The organism is Novosphingobium sp. BL-52-GroH (genome assembly GCF_044813085.1).
GTDB lineage: Bacteria > Pseudomonadota > Alphaproteobacteria > Sphingomonadales > Sphingomonadaceae > Novosphingobium.
In genome coordinates, this window is record NZ_CP171151.1 from 49487 (window position 1) to 70785 (window position 21299).

Annotated in this window: 14 protein-coding genes and 1 riboswitch; of the genes, 7 read left to right on the top strand and 7 right to left on the bottom strand. The window is 60.7% G+C overall.

Features of this window, described 5'->3' with window-relative positions:
• Window positions 1–2 precede the first annotated feature (2 nt).
• On the top strand, window positions 3–1544 hold the full coding sequence (locus ACFFDA_RS10290; protein WP_404479032.1) for a hypothetical protein: 1542 nt from the start codon (window positions 3–5) through the stop codon (window positions 1542–1544).
• Window positions 1541–6952: an FtsK/SpoIIIE domain-containing protein gene (locus ACFFDA_RS10295; protein WP_404479033.1), complete on the top strand. Its 5412-nt coding sequence runs from the start codon at window positions 1541–1543 to the stop codon at window positions 6950–6952. Before ACFFDA_RS10290 ends, ACFFDA_RS10295 begins: the two co-directional genes overlap by 4 nt.
• 48 nt (window positions 6953–7000) lie before the next feature.
• On the opposite strand, the gene ACFFDA_RS10300 is transcribed toward ACFFDA_RS10295, so the two are convergent.
• The 5 genes from ACFFDA_RS10300 to ACFFDA_RS10320 all read right to left on the bottom strand — a co-directional run bounded on the left by ACFFDA_RS10300 (window position 7001) and on the right by ACFFDA_RS10320 (window position 14107).
• Complete coding sequence (locus ACFFDA_RS10300; RefSeq protein WP_404479034.1) at window positions 7001–7840, bottom strand: phosphoadenosine phosphosulfate reductase family protein; 840 nt, start codon at window positions 7838–7840, stop codon at window positions 7001–7003.
• Complete coding sequence (locus ACFFDA_RS10305; RefSeq protein WP_404479035.1) at window positions 7837–11145, bottom strand: hypothetical protein; 3309 nt, start codon at window positions 11143–11145, stop codon at window positions 7837–7839. The genes ACFFDA_RS10300 and ACFFDA_RS10305 overlap by 4 nt, the downstream gene beginning before the upstream one ends.
• Window positions 11142–12065, bottom strand: coding sequence for a DUF4007 family protein (locus tag ACFFDA_RS10310; RefSeq protein WP_404479036.1), 924 nt, complete (start codon window positions 12063–12065; stop codon window positions 11142–11144). The genes ACFFDA_RS10305 and ACFFDA_RS10310 overlap by 4 nt, the downstream gene beginning before the upstream one ends.
• Before the next feature lie 9 nt (window positions 12066–12074).
• Entirely contained in the window at window positions 12075–13244 is a 1170-nt protein-coding gene (locus ACFFDA_RS10315) for a cysteine desulfurase family protein (protein ID WP_404479037.1), read from the bottom strand.
• A gap of 191 nt (window positions 13245–13435) precedes the next feature.
• Window positions 13436–14107: a hypothetical protein gene (locus ACFFDA_RS10320; protein WP_404479038.1), complete on the bottom strand. Its 672-nt coding sequence runs from the start codon at window positions 14105–14107 to the stop codon at window positions 13436–13438.
• A 331-nt stretch (window positions 14108–14438) separates the two neighbouring features.
• Window positions 14439–14512, top strand: a riboswitch (Fluoride riboswitch).
• Between the two features lie 353 nt (window positions 14513–14865).
• Between ACFFDA_RS10320 and ACFFDA_RS10325 the strand changes: the two genes are divergently transcribed.
• The 4 genes from ACFFDA_RS10325 (at window position 14866) to ACFFDA_RS10340 (ending at window position 17804) form a co-directional block, all read left to right on the top strand.
• Window positions 14866–15225, top strand: coding sequence for a hypothetical protein (locus tag ACFFDA_RS10325; RefSeq protein WP_404479039.1), 360 nt, complete (start codon window positions 14866–14868; stop codon window positions 15223–15225).
• Between the two features lie 212 nt (window positions 15226–15437).
• Window positions 15438–15887, top strand: a complete 450-nt coding sequence (locus tag ACFFDA_RS10330) for a LexA family protein (protein WP_404479040.1) — start codon at window positions 15438–15440, stop codon at window positions 15885–15887.
• A 6-nt stretch (window positions 15888–15893) separates the two neighbouring features.
• Window positions 15894–17156 carry a Y-family DNA polymerase gene (locus tag ACFFDA_RS10335; protein WP_404479041.1) on the top strand — a complete coding sequence of 421 codons (1263 nt, stop codon included), beginning with the start codon at window positions 15894–15896 and terminating at the stop codon, window positions 17154–17156.
• 21 nt (window positions 17157–17177) lie between these two features.
• A complete protein-coding gene (locus tag ACFFDA_RS10340) occupies window positions 17178–17804 on the top strand; it encodes an SOS response-associated peptidase family protein (RefSeq protein WP_008828777.1) in 627 nt (208 codons plus the stop codon).
• Window positions 17805–17870: 66 nt separating this feature from the next.
• Here the strand turns inward: ACFFDA_RS10340 and ACFFDA_RS10345 are convergent, their stop codons facing one another.
• A complete protein-coding gene (locus tag ACFFDA_RS10345; RefSeq protein ID WP_404479042.1) occupies window positions 17871–18194 on the bottom strand; it encodes a hypothetical protein in 324 nt (107 codons plus the stop codon).
• A 41-nt stretch (window positions 18195–18235) separates the two neighbouring features.
• Between ACFFDA_RS10345 and ACFFDA_RS10350 the strand changes: the two genes are divergently transcribed.
• Window positions 18236–18454 carry a hypothetical protein gene (locus ACFFDA_RS10350; protein WP_008828778.1) on the top strand — a complete coding sequence of 73 codons (219 nt, stop codon included), beginning with the start codon at window positions 18236–18238 and terminating at the stop codon, window positions 18452–18454.
• On the opposite strand, the gene ACFFDA_RS10355 is transcribed toward ACFFDA_RS10350, so the two are convergent.
• On the bottom strand, window positions 18444–21284 hold the full coding sequence (locus ACFFDA_RS10355; RefSeq protein WP_404479044.1) for a conjugal transfer protein TraG N-terminal domain-containing protein: 2841 nt from the start codon (window positions 21282–21284) through the stop codon (window positions 18444–18446). The two genes, ACFFDA_RS10350 and ACFFDA_RS10355, sit on opposite strands and share 11 nt — an antisense overlap.
• Window positions 21285–21299: the final 15 nt, after the last annotated feature.

The window sequence follows — 21299 nt, forward strand, 5'->3', positions numbered from 1 at the left end:
TCATGGAAATTCTTGCACGCCCAACGAGCTTCGACGATCGCACCGGTCCGGACTTCTGGATCGACGAGGCTATCTGGGGCCATCGCCTCTATGACGAACAGACCCCCTGGCTGAGCTTCCTGGAATTCATGACTGTGCTCCTTGCAGAGCACCGGGCGGGACGCACCTTGCGCGAAGAGGCGCTCAATAGCCTCTCTTATCGCCCGCAGCTCCAGTTGCGGCTGCGTAACCTGGTCTTCAATAATCCGCACATCATGACGGTAATGGCCGAAGACCGTACCGACGAGGCAGCCTGGACCATTTGGCTCGCCAAGATGGCGGATACCGCCGGAGGGCTGGAGGAGCGCGACTTTTCCTATCTTCGTGAAAGGTTCGAGAGCTTTAAGGATTTCGCGGCGGTCATTGAATTCCTACAGGGCTCGGCGATCGAGGGGTCAAGCAACAAGCGCTGGAGCTCCAAGTTCGTCTTTCCCTTCGGCCCGAACGCCTTGTACGAGGATGTCAACGTCAATCCCCGTGGCGGGGTGACCAATGACCGGCGCTTTTTCGCCCGCACTGGCGAACTCCTCTATTTGATGCTTTGCCGTAGCCGTGAGGCTGACACGCTGCGCGGGCTCTTGGTATCTCGCTTCCTAGAAAATCCGGCGCCCTACGATCGCATGGCCGCCGCATTGCAGGGAGAGGCCCAATTCTCGAAAGGCGAGCGGGGGGGCGCTTATCTCCCTTGCTCGGCCCACCCCCTTTTCGATCGTCTGGCCGAGGACTGGCTTGCCGTCTTGCAGCTCCCCATCCCGGCTTATGACGCGATCCCGCACTTGGTTACGATGACCGGCCTCAACCTCATCCTGTACCAACTGGAACGCGCGCGTGAGGTGCTCGCAAGCGAACCGGTCCGCCTCGTCTGTGAGATCGTCTCCCCCAGGAAGTCGGTCGTTCGCGATCTTTCGGCCGATTCCTACCAGCGCAACAATGGTCTTCCGCAGCAGGCGGTCGAGCGGTTCGTGCGCCGCGTCGGCGGAACGGAAGAATGGGCTGCTGCCTGCGCGTCCGACGCCCCGGTTCTCCATGCCGCCGATATCCTGAAGAAGGCCTTCGGCTGGCCCGACGGCGAGGACGACGAACAGGTGCCGGACCCGCAAGTTCTGATCGACCGGCTCGCAGACAAGGCGATCAGCCGCCACAAGCAGCATATCGGCAAGATCCACATGACCTGGGCGCGAGCGATCGGTTTGTCGTCGCGCCGATCGAGCCGGCGCGTGCGCTATGCGCCGACCGACAGGCTGCTCAAGACCCTCGTCGCCTGCTGTGTCGGCAAGAGACTCGAGTTCAGGGACTTCCTGACCCTGTTGCACGAGCGATACGGGATCGTGATCGGCGACGGGCAGGCGCGCAATTACATCGATAGTGGCGACGCCGACCAAGAGGATTTTTCCGACAATGCCCGGCGCCTGGAGGAACGCCTGGCGAGCCTCGGCCTGCTGAAGCGCCTCTCCGACTCCTGTGCCTATGTTGAAAATCCCTTCCAGCGAGCCCAAGCCGCGTGACCCCATCTGATCTCATTGGCGCCGCCGGCGCCGCGTCCATCCGCCAGCGTCTGACCGCCCCTTCTGAGACCGAGGGGGTCGCACGCTATCTGCTCGACCGCCTGACCGGAGAGCAGGTCGCGGCGATCACGAGCGCGCTCCTGCAGGATCCAGCGACGGATGCGCTTCTCAAAATCGCGCTTCCCCGCTCGCTGGTAGGCGAGTTGGGTCTGCCCGATCATGTCGTGACCGACGAGCGGACCGTGGCGATCCGACACGCTGACTGCGACCGTCCGGCGCTGTTGATCGCCAACACTGACGACGACCAGGGTGCATCACTCGGCGACGTCATGCTGATAGGTGCGAAACAGCTTACCGAAGATCCTGAACCGTGGGTCGAGGCTGCAGCCGTTGGCCTAGGCTTGCCCGATAGCCAGATCGGCGCCTGGAAGGCGGCTCTCAAGGGTCTCAACGCCGCTGACGATTGGACGCTCCACCAGATCTCGAACTATGTCGCTCTCACACGAGAGAGGATCGCCGCGGAATCGGCGACGGTGCCCGATGCGTTGGGATGGGCGCTGCCCGCCCTGCATCTCCCACGCGACAGCGGCTATTTCCTGGGGATCCGGGACAAGGAGCTTGAACAATCGCGGCGCTGGAAGCGGTTGATCGAGAAACTCGTATCGGACCGAAAGCCGCTACTCGCGAAGCAGAAGCCTAATAGGCAGATCATCGAGAGCGACGAGTTGCGCTCGCAGTTCGAGGCTGTGCAGGAGGATATACCAACCGAAGTGCACGGCGCGATAGAGGCCTTCATCGCCGCGACGCCGGGCTGGAACGATGCCGCCGATGCGCTGTCTCAATTTGAGTGGGAGGCGCAAAGCGTTCTTCAGCTGTTTTCGGGGATCAAGCTCAAGAAGACAACGCTGCCGCAGGAGACGCTCGCCTTCTTCGAGTTCACGCTTCCGGACCGGCTAAGCCCTTCTGACGTCGAATATCTCGAAGCACTCAAAGGTCGTTCGCTCAAGGAGACGCGTGACGACGATCGCGACTTCTTCGAGGCGCACAGGGACGATCTGGGGCAGGACAAGACGCTGCGCGTCAAATGGGAGCGCTTCATTTTCGGTCGCCCGATCGAGTGCACCGATTTCCTCGAGGGATTGCTGCGCGCTTTCGAGCGCCTGTTCGGTCAGGTCAACCTCGCGGCCGGCAAGCGTACGCTCAAGGTTCGCGCGGCGCGGCGCAGGCCGACGCAGCTCCTTGATATCAATGCGGATGTGGGGCTTGCCTTCGGTCTGCGGTATCGCGGCCTGCCGGCGCTGACCGGGGCTGCGGTCGAATGGGACGTGCCCTTCCTCTTCGAATATGAGGAACTGCTCGACCGGGCGAAGAAGCGGAAGAAATATCGGCGCAACGAGTCGACGTCGCGTGCGGCCCTTCAGATCAAGTTCGACATCGTGCTCGAATGCGGATCGGAGCGCGCCACCGTTCAGCTGATCTGGATCGCGCGGCCCGGCGCGATCGGGCTTGAACTGCCCAAGGATCTCGGCCGGCTTGTCAAGCGGCCGATGACCCGTAGCAGCGTCGCCCGGCTCCCCGTCAGTCGCAAGGGGGCCTTGCAGTCGGTCTCTCTTGCCGATGTGGGGACGCTCCAGCCCGCCTTCGGCCAGGACGCGGGTTCGCTCATTCCGCGAACGAGCGCAGGTGAAGATCTTGCCAAGGCTTTTCTCAAGGCGCTGAAGATGGCGGGGCAGGTTGGGCGCATCGATACGGCCGGACTTTCCGCGATCGAGGCGGCTTGGTCCGATTTTGCCGGAAAATATATCGAGGCGATCACCGCCCTGCAGGCATCTGGCTTTGCCTCGCCGGCGTTGCTGACCCAAGCCGAAGCGTTCGGCGTGCTGCTCCACACACTTGGGCGGCATGCTGCGGGTGACCTCAATCGCCGGGACCTATGGGAGCCGGTGCTCAGTCTTGGCGTCATTCCCGTCACGGGAAGTGCGCCCTCGGCCATCGTGGCCCCCTGGCACCCTCTGCGTATGGCTGCCGGCGCCGTTCGGATGCGGTCGCTAGCGGGGCTCGCCGACTATCTCCTCTCGGACGTCGATGTGAATTTCGGCGACTCGCGCCTCTTTTTCTCGGATCTCCGCGATGAACTGGCGCATCCGCTCTATCCGGAAATCGCGGTCGGATATGACGGAGCGGAAGCCGTGCTCCTCGCGGAGACTGGCACGATCAATGATTATAGCCTGCTTGAGCGGCCGGTCCGGGATCCTTCCGAAGGGACCACCGATGTCGATCCGGCCGAAGCCTCGCGGCAAATCCGGGGGCTTCTCGAGCGGTATCTCGATTTGCAGCCCCATGAGCGCTCGAACCTGAGTATCATGCTGTTCAACTGCGATGCGGCCGGTCTGCCGCTTGCGACCGTCAACAGCCTGAGCTCGGTCCAGGACCAGGAAGAGGTCCATTGTAACGTCCTGGTGCGCCATCGTGACCGCTCGAGGCTCGCCCGAGTCTACGGCGAACTCCTCGACCGGTCTGAGGGCGATCCCGACGCGGTCGTGGTGAGCGAGACGTCGCGCAACTTCATGTCCAAGCTGCGCATCGGTGTCTTGCTGGACAGCGGCGCGACCCGTCCCGGCAGCCCGGCGCGCGAGATCGACGTTGCCTTCCTTCACGATGTCGTGTCACGCCAGGCGCGCGAACAGTGGTTCGCCGTTCCGGCCACAGAGAGCAATCCCACGCTTCTCGAACATGTGCCGGCGCGGTGGTCCTATCGCCGCGTGACGGCCGAGGATGAGCTGAAGGCGACCGTCTACCTGACCTGTCCACGGCAGCCTGAAGCAGGCTGGGCCTATGTCGATGCCGTGGCGAATGTCATCCGCCGGCAGGCCCATGGGAGCCACGAGCATTATCTACCGGCGCGGCAGATCTCGTTCCAGGATTCCGGTCTCAAGGCGATGTTCGACGAGGTGCATGAGCTTGCCGAGTGGGTCGCGACCTATGACGACCTGCTGGACAAGCGCCAACTCGCCGCGCAAGGTATCAATGTCATCCGGTATCGTCGCCAGCGCACGCATGGCCGCAACATGGTGGTCTCGTCGACTTCGGAACTGCGGATCCTCAACGTCCTCGTGCGCCGCCGGCTGACCGAATTGTCGCTCGGCCTTGACGATGATCGCCTCTCGAAGCTCGCAAGGCGGCTGATCGAGGACGCCAATTCGATATCGGGAGATATCGTGCTGCGTGCGGCTAAGCGCGGCGTGTCGGCGGGCGAGCTCATTGGGCTGGTCCTTAGCCGGGCACTTGTAGCCGAGGAGCTCGGCGCGCAACCGGCCGTTGCCTGGTTCCTGCTCGACGATTATGCTGAGTGGCTGGGCCAGCGCGAAGAGGGCATTGCCGACATCCTCGCCTTGTGCCTGGTAGGGGGCGAGGGCATGGAGCCGCGCCTGCGCGCGATCGTCACAGAAGCCAAATATGTCGAACAGAGCGGCGCTGCCGAAGCGACCCGCAAGTCGAGACAACAATTGCGCCAGACAGTGGCGCGCATCGATGACGCGCTGTTTGGGGACCCGGGCCGTCTCGATCGCGATCTGTGGCTCTCGCGCATTGCCGACCTGCTGCTCGACGGCACGGCCGCGCTGGGGCAGGCCAATCTGCTCGAGCAGGTGCGCGACGGAATCCGCCGCGGCGCAGTCCCAATCGACCTGCGCGGTTATTCCCATATCTTTATCACCGGTCCTGCAACCGATGGGAGTTCGCTCGGGGAGCAGGAGAGGATCGCGGATGTCCGTGGCGGTCTTCAGGAGACATTTTCGCGCGAGGGTCTTCGCCAGCTGCTCAAGGCCTATGAGGCGGGACAGCCGCTCAAACCCGTACGCTCGGGTCTCGGTGAAAATGATAGCTGGGACCAACCGGCCTATCGGGATCCCGCGCCGCGGGTGGACTGGACCAAGAATGTGAACGTCGAGCCCAAGGCGGCCATTGCCCTGGAGGCGATACGCCACGACTATGATGACGATGATCTCGAGGAGGAAACAGGCCCGGTTGCCTACGCGCAGGTTCCAATAACACCGCCTTCACAGCCTTCTGCCCTCGCAGCGGACGCGCAGCCGGAGCCTCCGGGCGAACCGCCAGCCCCCTCTATCGCGGATACCGCTGCGTCCGAGTCGTCCCCCGTAGAGCGCCTATCCGCCGCAGGTTCTGCCACGCCAGCTTCAGAACCCACTAGGCTTCCTTCCGGCGGCTTATCATCGTTCAGTGCATTGGTCGCGACGCGCGCGCAGCGCGCGCAGGAGGATTCGTCGGATGATCAGGCCTGGCTAGAGGCCACGGCGCAAAAGCTGCGCTCCGCGCTCATGGGATATAATCTGCAAGCCAAGGTCCTGGGCACGCGGCTAACGCCCAACGCGGCGCTGATCCGCTTTATGGGAAGCGACCGGCTTCGCGTGGAGGACATCGAGGCGAAGCAATCGGCGCTTCTGACCACCCATGGCCTGCGCCTGATTTCTGTTTCGCCGCATCCTGGCGAGATCGTTGTCGGAGTCGCGCGGCCGCAGCGACAAATCGTGTCCTTGTGGGACGTGTGGGGGCGACGCGAGCTCAACCGCAACGCGGCAGGGGTCAATGCCTCCTTCGTGCTCGGCCTGAAGGAGCTCGACGGCGACATTCTCTATCTCAATCTGGGTGGGCCCTTCGCGGGCGGTCAGCAGCACGAGCCGCATACGCTCGTTGCGGGCGCAACGGGCTCGGGCAAGTCGGTACTGATCCAGGCGCTCCTGCTCGACATAGCGGCTACCAACCCGAGCGCGCTCGCGCATATCCATCTCATCGATCCCAAGATGGGAGTGGACTATGCAGCGATCGAACGGCTGCCTCATCTGCAGGGCGGCGTAATCGTCGACCAGACGCGGGCCGTCGAGGTCATGGAATCGCTCGTGGCCGAAATGGAGCGGCGTTATGAGCAATTCCGTGTAGTGGGCGCGCGCGACGTCCGGGCCTACAACACCAAGGTGAGCGTGGCCGAGCGGCTTCCCTATGTCTTCCTGATCCACGACGAATTCGCCGAGTGGATGCTGACGGATGACTATAAGGCGGCGGTCACATCTAATGTCTCGCGCCTCGGCGTAAAGGCGCGTGCCGCTGGGATGCACCTCATTTTTGCGGCGCAGCGACCCGACGCGAACGTGATGCCGATGCAATTGAGGGATAACCTCGGCAATCGGCTGATCCTGAAGGTGGCAAGCGTCGGGACCTCGGAAATCGCGCTCGGTGTGAAGGGCGCGGAACAGCTCCTCGGGCTTGGTCATCTGGCCGCGCGCCTCAGCGGTGAGCCGGCGATTATCTACGCGCAGGCACCGTTTTTGTCCGACGACGATATCGACGCGGCGGTCGATGCCATCATCGCCAGCGACGGAACTTCAGGATAGGGAAAGCGGGGATGCTCTGACGGCGGATCGTCGCCTGTTACGCTGCTTCTATTTGTGGCAGATGACGCAGCTGCTCGATCCCTCATCGACGCCATAAATGTCGTCGAGGGTCGGAGCTGGCTTTGCCGACAATGGGTTGACGCGGCGGTTGCGAAGCAACCGTTCGCGCCGCTTTTGATAGTCATCCTTGATCTGCTCGACGCGCTTGGGCGCGAGCAGTTCGGTCAGGCTCTCGCCCTGCGTCCAGGTGAAGGGCGAGCCGTCGCGTAGCGCCGTCTTCTCATAGTCCACGGCTTCCTTGAACCGATCGGGATGTTCCTCTGAAAGACGCACCCATTCGATCTTCTGCTGGAAGAAACAAAAGGTGCAGCCCGAGCGCGAGCGCCACTGGTAATATTCCGGCTCGCCAACATCCGAATGCTGGAGAATTTCGAGTACGCCCGCGCGGTCAATGCCGGCGTCGCGCAGAGGCAGGTGTACGCGCATATTGGCGTGGGTCGCCTGGTAGCCTTCGCGGCTCGGCTCGTCAGCACGAATGGCCACATAGGAATGGACGATCGTTCCATCGTCGAGATCCTGTCGCAGCCAGTGTTCCAGCGGCCGCAATTTGAGCTGGCGCGTGCACCAACGGGTTCGCGGGGATGGCAGAAAATTGCCATATTCCTTGAGCCAGAAGTCGAAGTCCCGGTCAGGGTTCAGGCGCGCGATCGACCGTCCGAGAAAGCCTTCGAGCTTGTCGAGGAACTTGTAGACCTCCGGCAGCTCCTTGCCGGTGTCGGTAAAGAAATATTCGAGCGGCAATTCGGGATGATATTGCCGCATATAGACCGCAAGGGCTGCGCTGTCGCGGCCGCCCGAAAGGCCCAGAATATGACGTTCCCTGGTCATGCCGCCTCCACTTCATCGTCGGCTTCGGCAGCCAGCATTGCCACGGCTCGTGCGAGCGCCGCCAGCCTCAGGCGCCCCGATTTGTCATCAGAGCGCAGCTCTGCGACGACACGGTCCGCGAGCGTCGCCGCAGCCTTTTTTTCCTTTTCGCTCAGCACGAAGCTGCGCATCAGGGGCGGGGTCTTGGGGTCGAGGCCGACGACAAGCGCGAGTGCTTCGGTATGGGACTTGCGGTCCCGGACCACCGCGAGGGCCTCAAGTTCACGAAAACGACGGCCGAAGCGCGCGATTTCCGTAAGTGCCTCTTCACGATCCCGGTCGGACCAGTTGCGGGCGGGCCGATGGAGGAGCACGCTCACAAGGCTTTCCAGATCGCCGGTACCTTGCTCGATCGCGCCCGCGCGATCCGCGAACGCATCGAAGGCATAGTCGTTCGTCAGGCCCTTGATGGTCGCGGCCCGCTCGGAAATGCCTCCAAAGCTGTCGACATCGATCCCGAGGGCTCGTGCCAGGGCCTGTCGCAGTTCGCCAAGGAGATCCGAATAGCTCGTCTCGCAGGACACAAGACCTTGGAAGACGAGGTCTGGTGAAAGCCGATCGCCGAACGCTTCGGGCAGGGCGTCGAACAGAAGAGCTTCCGGATCCTCGGCCTTCAGGACCACCGAGCGAACCTTGCGCGCATCCCCATCCAACCGGCTCGTGCGCGTGGCATAGTCGGGGAGCGCTTCAAAACGCTGGAAGAGCGCAGCGGCGACCGGCAGCGATCCCTCACTCGACGTGCAGCCCAAAAGCTCCCCAAGGCCACTCAGGAATGCCGTTTCGCGAACTGATCGGTCTATCCGCCGCAGGCGGAACTCGGCTGGGTTTTGCAGCAATTTGTCGACGACCACGTCGTCGATCGCCGTCTGGTAGATGCCGTCGATGTAGATGGCGACGGTGTCCCGCCTCGCCAGCATATAGGCGAGCGCCAGCACGGGCATCACACCAGCTTTGAGCCCGTAGGGTGGCTGCGCCCAGTGGTTGAAGACCACGTCGAGACCATCCACCCCCATCTTGTCGATGAGATCCCAAGCTGGTTGCAGGGATTTACCTTCGGCGCTGTCGTCGGGTTCACCGAAGGCGAAAGTCTCGTTGCCAGTGCTGCGATGCAGGCCGAACGGCTTGAGGACTGTCAGATAGAGGCCAAGCTCGGCGGGGTAACCCGTGATCCCGAGATCGGATTCTGCAAAACGGCTGACCATGGCGTGGGCAAGATCCCTTAGTGCCGCCATGGCGTTGGACGAGGGTTTGTCGCGCTGGAGCAACTCGCTCTTGAGAATCGGTGCGGACGGATAACCGGCGTCGGCCAGCGCGCTCGCGACAACCGCAAGCGGCTCGCGCCATCCCTTCGTGGGGGCGGGGGCGAGAAACCACCTCGCCGTTTCGAGCGCCCCTTCGAGGGTGCGGTGGAGTTCGTCGATGCACAGGGACTGGCGCGCGGCAATTTCCCGGCGCGCGATCCTGTCCCCCTCGAGCTGGGGATGGTCCCGGATCACGCGTTCGACAGCGAGTAATTCCGCAGCCGAAGAACGCAGCGCGAAACTGTCCGCCGCCGCTCCTACCGCTATCACGCAGCCATTGCGCTTGAGGAGTTTCGCTGCCGCCTTGGCAAGAGCGTCGAGGTCGGACGGCTGGAGCGCCCCGTCGCTGAGGGTCAGAGCGAGCAACCCGCTTCCGCGCTTACTTCGGGCGAGCAGGGCGGCGGCGAGAGTTTCGGCGGTTTCATCGGCACCGACGATCTGCAGTGCGACCTCGAAGGTCCGGAGTGCCCCGGACATAAAATAATGCCGCTTTGCGGTCGCGAACCCGAAGCCTGCGCGCTGGGGAATATGTTCGAGTTGCCGGTTGTCTATGGGCGTGGTTGCACGGTTAACTGCGTCTTCCAGATCGAAGTCGCTCCCGGCGAAAAGAGCGTATCCGCCCAGTCGGGGCTGGCGGATGAGCACCGCCCAGTCGAGGAGATCTTTGATCGCCGCGGCCCGTTCGGGCTCCGGGACCATCGGGTGCGCGGCGGCGAGGAAATCGTTCGCAAGTGCCAGGCCCGAACCATTACGGAAGAATTCGATGACCGCGGCGGACTTGGTGAGGGCAACATGGAGCGGTCCCCCTTTCGCTCCGGCCCGCTCTATCGCCTCGAAGGCAAGGCTGAAGCGGCTGCCATCGGGTCCGCTCGCGAGCGCCATACCGAAGTTGGCGGAGAGATAATCCCACAGCATGGACGGGTCATAGGTTCCTGCTCCCACCTTGGTGGCCGTGAGGAACTGCTGGAATCCGGCGGGTTCTGCGGAACTGAGGAAGCCAAAGACGCTTCGCTCATTCTGCGCGAAGCGCGCACGCGAAACCGGCCCCAGAAGCAGTGCTGTGACGGGATTGAGCGGCCAAGTGTCGGCGAGGGCGCGGGCAAGGCTTTCCGTTTCCGTTGGCCGGCGCTTTGCCACGGCCTCAGATACGAGCCGCGCATTCTCGAACGCGATAGCGGGCGGCGTGCTGGCAATGGCTCGCCCGAGGAGTGCGACCGTTTCGTCCGCGCCGCTGAGGAACGCGATATCCTGGTATCGGCCCTGGACCTTGGCCCATTCCTGCCGGGCATCGCGCGCTGCGCGAGCGGCATATTGCTCGAAGGACTGGTGAAGGATACCGATGACGACAAGCCTGCCGTCGCTGCGTGATGCCCGCTCCGCGAGATCCTGAAGCAGATGCACGTCACCGCCCTCGAGCGCCTCGTGCTCGAGCATTTTGCCGAGTTCGTCGAGGATCAGGAGTATTCCGCTCGCGCGCTTTTTCTGTGCTGACAGGAGGGATTCTATCAGGTTGTCGTCGCTCTCGCCACAGCGCAGCTTTGTCTGGCCGTCCCATCCCAGGCTTTGCGCTGCCGCCTCAGTGATGGCTTCGCGGAGCCGAACCCGCCCGCCGGTCACGGCGACGACTTTCCAGTCGCCTCCGCGCTTGGGGAATGCTTTTGCATAGAGCTCGCTGAGCTCTTCACCGGCAATTTCGCGGGCGATCTTCCGGTTGGCATGAGGCCCTGCGACCAGATTGGCCAGAAAAAGCGCCGCGCTCGACTTGCCACCGCCATAGGGGCCGGTCCAGGTGAAGGCGCCCTGCTGGCTCTCCATCTGGCTTTCGGCGAGCAAGGTCAGCGCCTTGGCAACCGTCGCCTGCAGGACATAACCGACGAGCGGCGGCGTGCCGTTGAGATCGGCATCCAGCCTGGCCGACCGCGCGAAACGCCGGTCGATCGCGACCTGTGTAGCAAGTGCCTTCATGCTGCGGCTTTCCAAGCCGTTCCCGAGCGGTAGGCGGCGGGGACCAGTCTTCTCGCGTCGATGTCCCTGATCTTCTGGATCTGTCGCAGGCCGGCGGTATCGACCCATTGCCAGGCACCATCGGTCACGTCATCAATTCGCATAAGGCGGGTAACCACGCTGTCTTCGTCGAGCTTGAAGACGCGCCCCGGTGATCCTGGCGCATAGCAGATTTGTTCGGCAGTTAGGGTCGTTGCACCGCCACTGCGTTCCCAGAAGGCACCAAGGGCATAGGCGAAAATGGCGTCGTGCAGCGTTGGTTTTGGCCCCCGGACGAATTCATACCAGCCACCTAGCCGCGCTTCGCGGATGAGGGAGAGCTCGGCGAGTAGCGGTTCGGCAGCGTCTTCGCTGAATGTCTCGCCTTTGCGCACATAGCTGCGCAAAAAGACTTCGATGTCGCGTTTCAGCGTACCGCGCGTGGCGCGCCAACCGTTGGCGGTGACGGAGGCAATCAGTTCCTCAAGGAGGTTGGCCGGATCGAAGTCAATCGCGTTTAGGATATTGAAGGCATAAAACGCCGTCGTGGCCTTAGTCTGGATGCTCGCGATATGCCAATGGACGAGCCAGATAGATGCGGCCTGTTCAAGAAAGGGGTCTAGGCCGTCATCGGCTAGAATGGCGTGGCCGAGCATGGTGGGCCGGATTATCCGGTCCGCCTCGTCGAACAGGCCTGAGGCATTGGCCCAATAACGCATCGAATTGGCCATGTTGCGGCCGACGCCGAAGCGCGCTATGGCCTCTTGTTCCTGGAATGTTCTTATAGGAGCTTCAGTACCAACGGCGTCATACGCTTTTTTCAGCCACAGCAGTCGGAGCGGGAACGTTTCATGTCCCGTGAACTGCACCTTCGAATCAATTTTCAAATCATCCCGCGCCATGGAAATGTGCTACTGGCGAATGTCACCAGTAGCAAGTCCGCATCGGTGGACGGCCTCTACAATCTGTTCGGCAGCAGTTCGAATTTCCTGTTCACCTGTGTAGCGATTGCAGAAAAGTCGAATGACAGATCGAGCCTTTTTCTCTGAAAAGCCAATGGCTTCAAGCACATGAGATGTCCGAATTTGGCCTGATGTACAGGCCGACCCGGTCGAGATTGCCACTGTTCTAGCGAGTAGTGCGCTCAAAATGTCCCCATCGGCGTCAGAAATGGCGATTGCAGCGCCGCCGGCGATGCGTTCGGCGTCGCCGCTAACGATCGAGAAGCGAAGCTGGGCTCGGCGCATTTCGTCGAGAAGCAGACCAAGCAGACCGTTCCCATGCTCTGCGTCCATGGCAAGGCTCGCCTCGGCCAAGCGAGCCGCCGCCCCGAACCCCGCGATCAGGGGCACGGGCTCTGTGCCGGAACGCAAGCCGCCTTGCTGATGACCGCCGAACAATTGCGCGTCAGGTCTGATGGCGGCCGCGGACACGTAGAGCGCGCCGATGCCCATGGGACCGTAGCATTTGTGCGCTGACAAACTGAGATAGTCGATGTCGAGATCGATTACGTTGACCGGGATCTTGCCCACCGCCTGGGCGGCATCGCAGTGGACGAGGCCGCCGGCCTCGTGAACGATGTCCGCTGCCTGGGCTACGGGCTGGATTGTCCCGAGTTCGTTATTCACAAGCATTATCGACCCGAGGGCGATGTCGTTGCCCGCAAGCGCGCGCAGGGCGGCAAGATCGATGACGCCGTTTGGCGTCACGGGCACGATCGTAGCGACAAATCCCTCGGCTTCGAGCTGGCGCACGGGTTCAATCACCGCCTTGTGCTCGATGGCCGAAAGTAGAATGCGCCGCCTATGCGGCGCTTCGCGTGCGATGGCGCGTGCGGCGCCGAGCAAAGCGAGATTATTCGCCTCTGTCGCGCCCGAGGTGAAGATGATCTCGTCCGGTGCGGCGCCGATCAGTGCGGCCACCGCCGCACGGCCATCAGCCACGATCCGCGCGGCTCGTTCTCCCGCGGCATTGGGCGAACCGGCATTACCCGGCTTAGACCACGCGGATACCATGGCGGTCTGGGCCTCTGGGGCAAGCGGCAGGGTCGAGAAGCCGTCGAGGTAGATAGGATCGCTCATAGACTGCCGCTCTTAATGGATTTCGGCAAATGTACCTCCCAAAACATTCGCCCCAGCATAGTACATCCAAGGCACCAAGCTACGAGGTGGGGGCCCCAAATATAACGGGCAAAGATATACGCTAAAAGACCTCTGTTTCGAGTTCGGCGGCCAGGCTGATGAGGGCCTTATCTGCCCCAGCATGGGGCACATCACATACCCATCTTCAAATCCAGCTTGATTCCTTCGATCGGCATGCCCGTTAGGACCGCAATCTGTTCACGCGAAAAGGTCAGTACCTCGGCCACGGTCTTTAAATCGAATGCGCGCGCCGCATCCGGGGTATGCACCACCTCTTCGGCCAGCGCCTCGCCAGCATCCCCGTCTTCAAGCAGATCGTCGATATTGTAATTGGCGATCGGCGGGAAATCGGCCGCAAGGCCGTGGCCCGCCTGGCTGGGAACAGTGTCGTCGGCCTTGTCGAGCGGCACCCACATCCCATAGTCATCCTCGACCTTGTGACCGTTCTTGATGCGTACCTTATGGCTCGTGTCGAACCGCTGCGTCACTTCCGTCGCGTCAAACAGGTGTACCGCGATAAACCGGGGGTGTTCACGGCTGTCGATGGCGCTGACCAGAACTAGGTCGCTGTCGCTCAACGTTTTCCAGCGCTTGCCGCCCTCTTGGGGGACGAAGGCGATGGCACGATCTTTAGTTGTCCGCACGCAGGCGATTTTCGTCACCTTGTCCTTGGTCAGCTCATAGGTGTTCGACAGCCCGCGACCGGGCCTGCGCTTGTAGGTGTAGCCCTTCTCCGTGACGGCCTTCAGGGCGGCGTCGATCAGCATGTCTCGAGTTACGGCTTCCAGCGAATGATTTGTCATGGCTTTCGGGTCCTAATCCCACGAAGAACAATTCCGTCAGGATGGCGAACGGATATATAACATTTGACCGCATGGCAATTGGTTTTGCATTCTCTGCCAGAAACAATTGGATTCCTTGGATCTAGTACGCGAATGGTCTCTGTGAGAATTATCTATGCATTGGCGTTCCTCAAGGAAGATAGGGATTCTCCCTTCGTTCGGGTCAGCAGCCTGTGACGAAACTTTGCAGATAGGCATACCCATCATGGTTAGGTTTTGGCCACCCGGTCAGGGCGCCCCATTTTCGCTAATTCGGCGGCCGCGAGCCGTTTACGCTGCAACGAATGCATAAAGGCCCAATGGCAATGGAATTCTGCCGGGTCTTCGGGCCGAACCGCCGTCAAGGCTGATGATTTCTACCGGTCGCCGTCCAACATGCTGGTCTCGGTGGTGGCTGGCCTATTAGACGAGGGCATCACGCCTGCGGCAAGACCGGAACACCTTTCGATTTAGCTCTGAGAAGGGAGATGCCGGGGGCCTCTCCGGGAGCATATATCGGCATGGCGCGCTACCTATACCATATGCGCCAGGCGCAAAAGCTATGGCGCATATGGTGGATCAGGCAACCCTATTGAGCCACCCCTCTAGTGCCAAGAATTTGCGCCTAGCGGCCCCGTCTGGACTGCCAGAAATTTTTCCGTCATCATAAGGGTATGATTGCATACCTTGCTCTCTTGGTACTCGCTGCCACTGCGCCGGTAGGTGGGCGAGACGCGCAAATGAAGTGTGCCTCCGTTTTAGAAGATCAGGCCGCTAAATTGCGTGCTCATAGCCATATGCTTCTAGCAGATGCGGAGTATGCCGAGTCGCATAATAATGAAATGTCACCCGACATGATGCAGCGATATATTAGTTGGTATCGAGATAGGGTGGCTGAAGGCGCGAAATACCCAGATTTAACTTCGGCAATTTTATCCGCTTCCGAGCGGCATCAAAGACAACGATCAATTATCGATTTTCTTGATTACGAGAAAAGAGAGCGCGAAGTTTTCGATTTAGAAGTGAGGGCAGCGCTTATCGAAGCCTGCCCTTGGAAGACTGCTGATATAAAGGCGAAAAGTTGGCCGGAAGGGCTTTAGAAAACGTCATTTGCCCAATAGCAGTTTTTCGCGACACGGGCGCGATCGGATCGCATCCCAAAATCGTTGCCGATTCATAGGATACAGCCAGCGGTTTCCTGGCGGATCGGTCGCGCGCACATAAACTGTCCGCGAGCGTGATCGAAGCGCAATGTACGTGTTGTGTTTTTGCTATGTTCCCTTCGTGTTCATTTTTGCGGTATGAGCGACCAATGTCCACCACTCTTGCCATACCCCCGTCCACGCCGATTCCCCTCAGCGACCTCCCTCGGCCCGTGCAACTTAAGGTTGTCGGCGCGGCCGGCGCGGGCTTTCCCAGCCCCGCCCAGGACTGGGAGGAATCCGCGATTAACCTCGTTGACTTGCTGCGCCTCGATCGCGCCGCCAGCTTCGTGTTCCGTGTCAGCGGACAATCCATGCTCGATGCGGGCCTGTTCGATTCCGACGTGTTGGTGGTCGATCGTGATGCGAAGCCGGTGAACGGCCGCATCGTCATCGCCGTCGTCGATGGCGGCTTCGTCGTCCGCCAGCTCTGCGTCCGCAATGGCGTGCCAACGCTCGAGGCGCGCAACAGTCGCATGCACTATGACCCTGTCGTCGCGGATGAGAGCGTCGAGGTGTGGGGCGTGGTCCGCGCCAGCGTCCGCAACCTTCAGGCCTGATCCGTCATGAGCTGGGCCATTGTCGATATCGAGAACTTCTACTGCTCGGCCGAGCGGGTCTTCGATCCCACGCTGCGCAATGTGCCGCTGATAGTATTATCGAATGGCGACGGATGCGCCATCGCGAGATCGGCAGAAGCCAAGGCGCTTCATATTTCGATGGGGGCACCCATGTTCAAGATTCGCGACATCGTGAAGCGGCATGGCGTGCAATATCGATCGAGTTCGTACGAGCTTTACTCGGATATGAATCGGCGCTTCAATATGGTGCTCTCCGAGTTCAGCGATACCGTCGAGATATATTCAATCGACGAATCGTTCTTCCATCTACCAGTTTTACCTTGTGGCCTTGGTGATGTCGAGCAGGCGCAGCGCATTCGCGCGACTATCAAACTACATGTTGGGCTGCCGACTCGGATTGGGCTTGGTCCGACACGGACCCTAAGCAAGGTCGCCAACGCTTTGGCGAAGGCGTCCGAGAAAGTCTGGAACGGCGTCATCGACCTGCACGACGAGGGGCTGCGCCGGCGCATGTTCGCCAAATGGCCAATCGAGGAGGTGTGGGGTATCGGCAAGGCTATGGCAAAACGGCTGCACCCGCTCGGCATCCGCACGACGGCCGATCTTGCAGCGATGCACCCTGACATCGCTCGTGACGTCGGGACTGTCGTGCTCGAGCGCTTAGTGCGCGAGTTGAACGGCGTCGAATGCAGTGACTTCCAACCTGAGCCGGAAGCACTGAAGTCTACGGCGGTGACGCGCACGTTCGGAGATCCGGTCCACGATCGCGAGGTACTGCGTGAAGCGATGGTGCGAAGGGCTGTACGCGCGGCCGAGAAAATCCGCGCTCAAAAACTTCAGGCTTGCCGGTTGTTCGCATTCGCGCACGGAAGCCGGTTCAAGCCTAATGCACCGTCGGCCTCCAAGGTGGCACGGCTTTCGCCCTCCACCAACGATCCGCGCGTTATTGCTGGAACCGCAGCGCGCATGGCCGAAGCGATGTTCGAGCAGGGCGCGGTCTACACCAAATGCGGCGTAATGCTGGAAGGTCTTGAAGCGGAATCAGGAGCGCAGCACGATCTCTTTGCTGCGCCTGATCCCCGTTCGCCTGCCTTGCTAGCCGCGCTTGACGGCATCAACGACAGGTTCGGGCGTAATACGCTGCGCCTCGCCTCCGAAGGTATGGGCGCCAAATCGTACGATACCAAACGGACCTTCAAAAGCCCGTCATGGACCACGCGCATCGACCAAGTGCCCGTCGCGCGCTAAAGCCAAGCCAAGGAATCGGCCATGTGTAACCGTGCACGCCTGAAGAACGAGCCGGAGACTCTATTTGGCTCGGCTGCGAAACTATTCAGCGCTCGGCCGCGCGACAACCGGTTCGATCCGCAGGAGTTGCGGCCCAAGGGGCGCTGCTACGTAATTCGCGAGGACGCAGGCCAGCGTGCCTGGGACGTGATGACGTGGGATGTGCTGGGCGGTAAGGCACCTTGGCCGATGACCAACGTGCGCAAGCTGGCGCTGCCACAGTGGCGCGTGCTTGCCGAGAAGCCCGGCAACCGGTGCATTGTCCCACTCACCGAGTTTTGTGAGTTCACGCCAGACAAGCACGACCTTGCCGATGGCAAGCCACCGCTGAAGGGCGAGATGTGGTTCTCAGTGACCAATCAACCCGTGTTCGCTGTGGCGGGCCTTTGGCAAACCACCGAAAAGGGAAACGGGTTCGCCATGGTGACATGCGATGCCAACGACCTGGTGGCGCCGATCCATCCCAAAGCGATGATCACGATCCTCGATCCCAAGGATGTCGATACCTGGTTGCGCGGCTCCTACGACGATATTGCTGCCCTTCAGCGACCCTACGAGGCCCGCAGTATGAGCGTGCGCGGGCCTGTTTTTCCGACGCGCAATCGGTAGGCTTGAAACGAGTGATCCTAGGAACGACCGGACTTTAGGTTCAAGTGGTTTGCCAAAGCGTTTGGCTCATTGAGGCGCCAGCCAGATCAGAACCATCGTCAGTGATGCGCAAAAAAGCGAAAGCCAAATCGCTATCTGACTGTAGATGTGCAGGGCGACGCCCACCCATGAATACTTTCTCCGTAGGATTGCACCGCTGCCAAACGCGATGAAGAAAGCGACGACAATGGGGGCAGCGATCGAGGGAGAACGATGTAAAGAAGCTTCCGCGAGCGGAAGAAGCCCTAGCGCCGAGACAATCAGCCACGAGAATCCGAGCGCGCAGTAGCCAATCGGATCATCGCTGTATCTACCTATCCCGGCAGACCGATTTCTTGGGTTTGTTGCCATGATGTTCTCGTTATGCTATCCTCCGCTTGGAGGAAGGTCCAATGAGTTTCGATCTGAATATCTATACCGCGACATTGAACAATCCAAACGGTCCAATCTTCGTACCGGAGATGACTGATTGGACGCCATCGTCCGATGATGATTCTGCGACTGCGTTGGAATTTTACGGGCCGCCAAGTCCTGCCGTGAAGATTGCCCTTCTCCTCAACGCAGTCATGCTTCTCGCATTTCTCGGATGGCTGCTGTCGATCATTTTCTAAGCTTGGGATCGCGGAAGTAGTCCTTATCCAATGCTTGATCAACTTCACGCTGCAGATCGGACCCGGCAATCACACTTTGAGTTCGTCCAGCTCTCTTGGCTGCAGATGTTGCTTCAATTTGTGACCTGCCGGCGCTGATCTGATCGGCTACCGCCGATCCATCACTTTGGCTCCCCAGGTTAACAGTGGGTTTGAGACCTGAAGGGTGATAACTGGCGGTAACATCTGCAGCATCCTGAATAGTCGGTGCGGTGAGGTTTTGCGCAAGTTCAGGCTCTTTCAAATACGGAGCGATTTCCTCGTAAATTGCCTCCCTGCGCTGCTCGAAGAACTTTGCAATGAGTGAATCCCGCGCTTGCCGCTGCGTAGCGTTCAGCACGACCTCGTTCAACCCTGGAGCATTCAGGGATGGGTTTATCGACTCTTGGTGGCGATACCATTGCTGGAGTTCCTGAGACAGGTTCTCACTCATCTGCAAATTATGAGTTTCGGCATAGCTGGCGTCCTGCGAGAGCTGCTGCGCTTTCTCTCTAAACTCGCGAGCCCGTGCCTCAAATGAGTTTGCAAGAGACAATGCTTCTTCGTGACTTTGTGAGGACGTGCTTGAGCGCGAGCTTCGGCTAAAGGTTCCGCTGCCGTCTTCGGTTCCCTCCCGTGCCGACAAGTTGGTACCATTCGAGTGTTCATCTCGAACACCATCAGTTGCCGCCATGCTGCTATCGCGAGAACGGGAATGATCTGTATTGTAGTGAAGGTTATTAGACTGCTGGATATTATTTGTTTTTTCCGCGCCGATCGTAGCGCTCGGAATTGGCAATTTCCGCTTTCCAGCAGCAACTGACCCGCCACCGCCACCGCCACCGCCACCGCCACCGCCACCGCCTCCCATCCCAGCGCCAACTTTGGTCGAGAATATATCATTCAACGTCGATTGATGGCCGACACCGGCCTGAATGCGATCGGTAGAGCCGATACTATCGCGATTTTCCAGCCCGTCGAACTCGGACGACGAATTGCGGTCGAATTTCTCCGAATTGGTCCCAGATGTTGTTCGACTGCTGTGGTCCGATCCAGATGATGTTTCGGTAGATGTGCCATGGGCGGTTCGATCGGTCGACGTAGCCGTTCTGATTCGCGCTGCCGAATTTTCCAGAGACTCTGCGGCCCTCATGTAGCTGGATGCCGCTTGGCGATTTTCCGCTGCAAATCCAGTGCCTAGGCTCACTGACATCGGTAGTTTCGAGATGGCTCCGGTCGTATCGGTGACGATCGCGCCATTCTCCATATATGTGTCTGTCGAGCCGTTAGACCCTCTTACTGTGAAGGCGGACGCCCCCGTCGAAAACGTCGGTGCATCGGACCACTGGTTGCTCTGCCGCATGTTCGAGGTGAGGTTTGCAAAGCTGGTATTCCCGTAGGAATAATTTCCGGTAGTCTGCTCGACGGCCGCCGCCTCGGCGGCGTTCTGCGCCGGCGCCAGGATCGATGTCGCCTGCCCGGAAATGCTCATGGCACCGCGCGCCAGACCCGCCGCAATGAACGGCACGCTCATGAGCATGAAGCCGGCGATCGTCGCCGTCTCGGCGTTCACGGCCCCGATGCCAGCATAACTCGAGAGGGTTATCCCGCCTTCAGCGACGGCGTTCGATGCGCTCTCTCCCCGCGTCATGCAGATCATATGCAAAATGACGTAGAGCGGTCCCCAGGCGGCGAGGTAGAAGAACCCCGTCACATACCCCTTGAGCGCCTGGACCCCGGTCTGCGGCATAAGGAAGAGGGGGAAGATCACCGGGAACATGGCGTAGAAGACGACGGTGAGCACGATGTTGAGGATCGGCACCCACGACATCGCCTGCATGGCAATCGAGTTGTAGGTGTTGCGAGCCTGGATGTCGGCGCGCGTCGCAGCAAAGGCATCCATCGACGCGCTGCCGGCACTTCCTCCCATGGCATCGCGAGCCTGCATGAAGGCGTTGATCGCCGTGGTCTGCCGCATCGCAGATGTGTAATCGCTCGACGATCCGGTGAAGGTCTGGTTCACGATCGGGACGTCTTGCCGTAGCTTCGCGGCCGCGGCCGTCTCGCTGAGGTTCGTGTAGGTCTGACGCCCCCAAAGCGGCGTCGAAGCATCGATGATAGTGTTCCATTGCCCTGTCAGCGCCTGATAGGCCGCCTGGCAAGTGATGATGGTGTTACTGACGGACCCGCCAGCCTCTTTCTGAAGCCAGACTTGCGATCGCGCAGGCGAGCCGGGCCCGATCGATGCCCAAAGGTCGGTGCTGCTCGCAAGATCCGTCAGCGACTTGAAGTTCAGCAGCACGTCGCCGAACACGCAGTTCTTGTAGTGGTTCTGCAGGTTGGTCGCGAACTCGGCATCGCGGATCTGGAAATTGCGGGTCGCATCGAACAGCCGTGATCCATAGATCATGCCGTTGTTGGAATAATTGAGCTGGCTCGGCATCGTGAACACGGTCTCGGCCGTGCGTGTGAGCCAATCGCCCACCTGGCTCGAGAAGCTGGCGATCACACCGAGCCCGAGCGGAACATTCGCGACCGTAGCCGGCGCGAGCGACGGGTTGATCCGATCCGTCACCTTCACGTCGACGGTCGGGACCATCAGACAGGAATAGATCAGGGTCGAACCGAGGAACCAGTTGAGCCACACGCGGAAATTGAGGGTGAATGCCACGGAGAGAAGGGCGTAGATCAGGCCGATGACCATCACCACCTTGATCAGCGATCCATAGCCGCCACCGCCCGTCCAGGCAGCAACGGCGTTGAACGTGTTGACGATGTATTCCCCGCCGCCGATCGTGAAAACCTCGACCATGGCCCTACCTCCCGC

Coding starts and splice junctions, on each gene's coding strand:
- ACFFDA_RS10290 (WP_404479032.1), top strand. CDS start 3: ATGGAAATTCTTGCACGCCCAACGAGCTTCGACGATCGCACCGGTCCG.
- ACFFDA_RS10300 (WP_404479034.1), bottom strand. CDS start 7,840: ATGACCAGGGAACGTCATATTCTGGGCCTTTCGGGCGGCCGCGACAGC.
- ACFFDA_RS10305 (WP_404479035.1), bottom strand. CDS start 11,145: ATGAAGGCACTTGCTACACAGGTCGCGATCGACCGGCGTTTCGCGCGG.
- ACFFDA_RS10310 (WP_404479036.1), bottom strand. CDS start 12,065: ATGGCGCGGGATGATTTGAAAATTGATTCGAAGGTGCAGTTCACGGGA.
- ACFFDA_RS10315 (WP_404479037.1), bottom strand. CDS start 13,244: ATGAGCGATCCTATCTACCTCGACGGCTTCTCGACCCTGCCGCTTGCC.
- ACFFDA_RS10320 (WP_404479038.1), bottom strand. CDS start 14,107: ATGACAAATCATTCGCTGGAAGCCGTAACTCGAGACATGCTGATCGAC.
- ACFFDA_RS10325 (WP_404479039.1), top strand. CDS start 14,866: ATGAAGTGTGCCTCCGTTTTAGAAGATCAGGCCGCTAAATTGCGTGCT.
- ACFFDA_RS10330 (WP_404479040.1), top strand. CDS start 15,438: ATGTCCACCACTCTTGCCATACCCCCGTCCACGCCGATTCCCCTCAGC.
- ACFFDA_RS10335 (WP_404479041.1), top strand. CDS start 15,894: ATGAGCTGGGCCATTGTCGATATCGAGAACTTCTACTGCTCGGCCGAG.
- ACFFDA_RS10340 (WP_008828777.1), top strand. CDS start 17,178: ATGTGTAACCGTGCACGCCTGAAGAACGAGCCGGAGACTCTATTTGGC.
- ACFFDA_RS10345 (WP_404479042.1), bottom strand. CDS start 18,194: ATGGCAACAAACCCAAGAAATCGGTCTGCCGGGATAGGTAGATACAGC.
- ACFFDA_RS10350 (WP_008828778.1), top strand. CDS start 18,236: ATGAGTTTCGATCTGAATATCTATACCGCGACATTGAACAATCCAAAC.
- ACFFDA_RS10355 (WP_404479044.1), bottom strand. CDS start 21,284: ATGGTCGAGGTTTTCACGATCGGCGGCGGGGAATACATCGTCAACACG.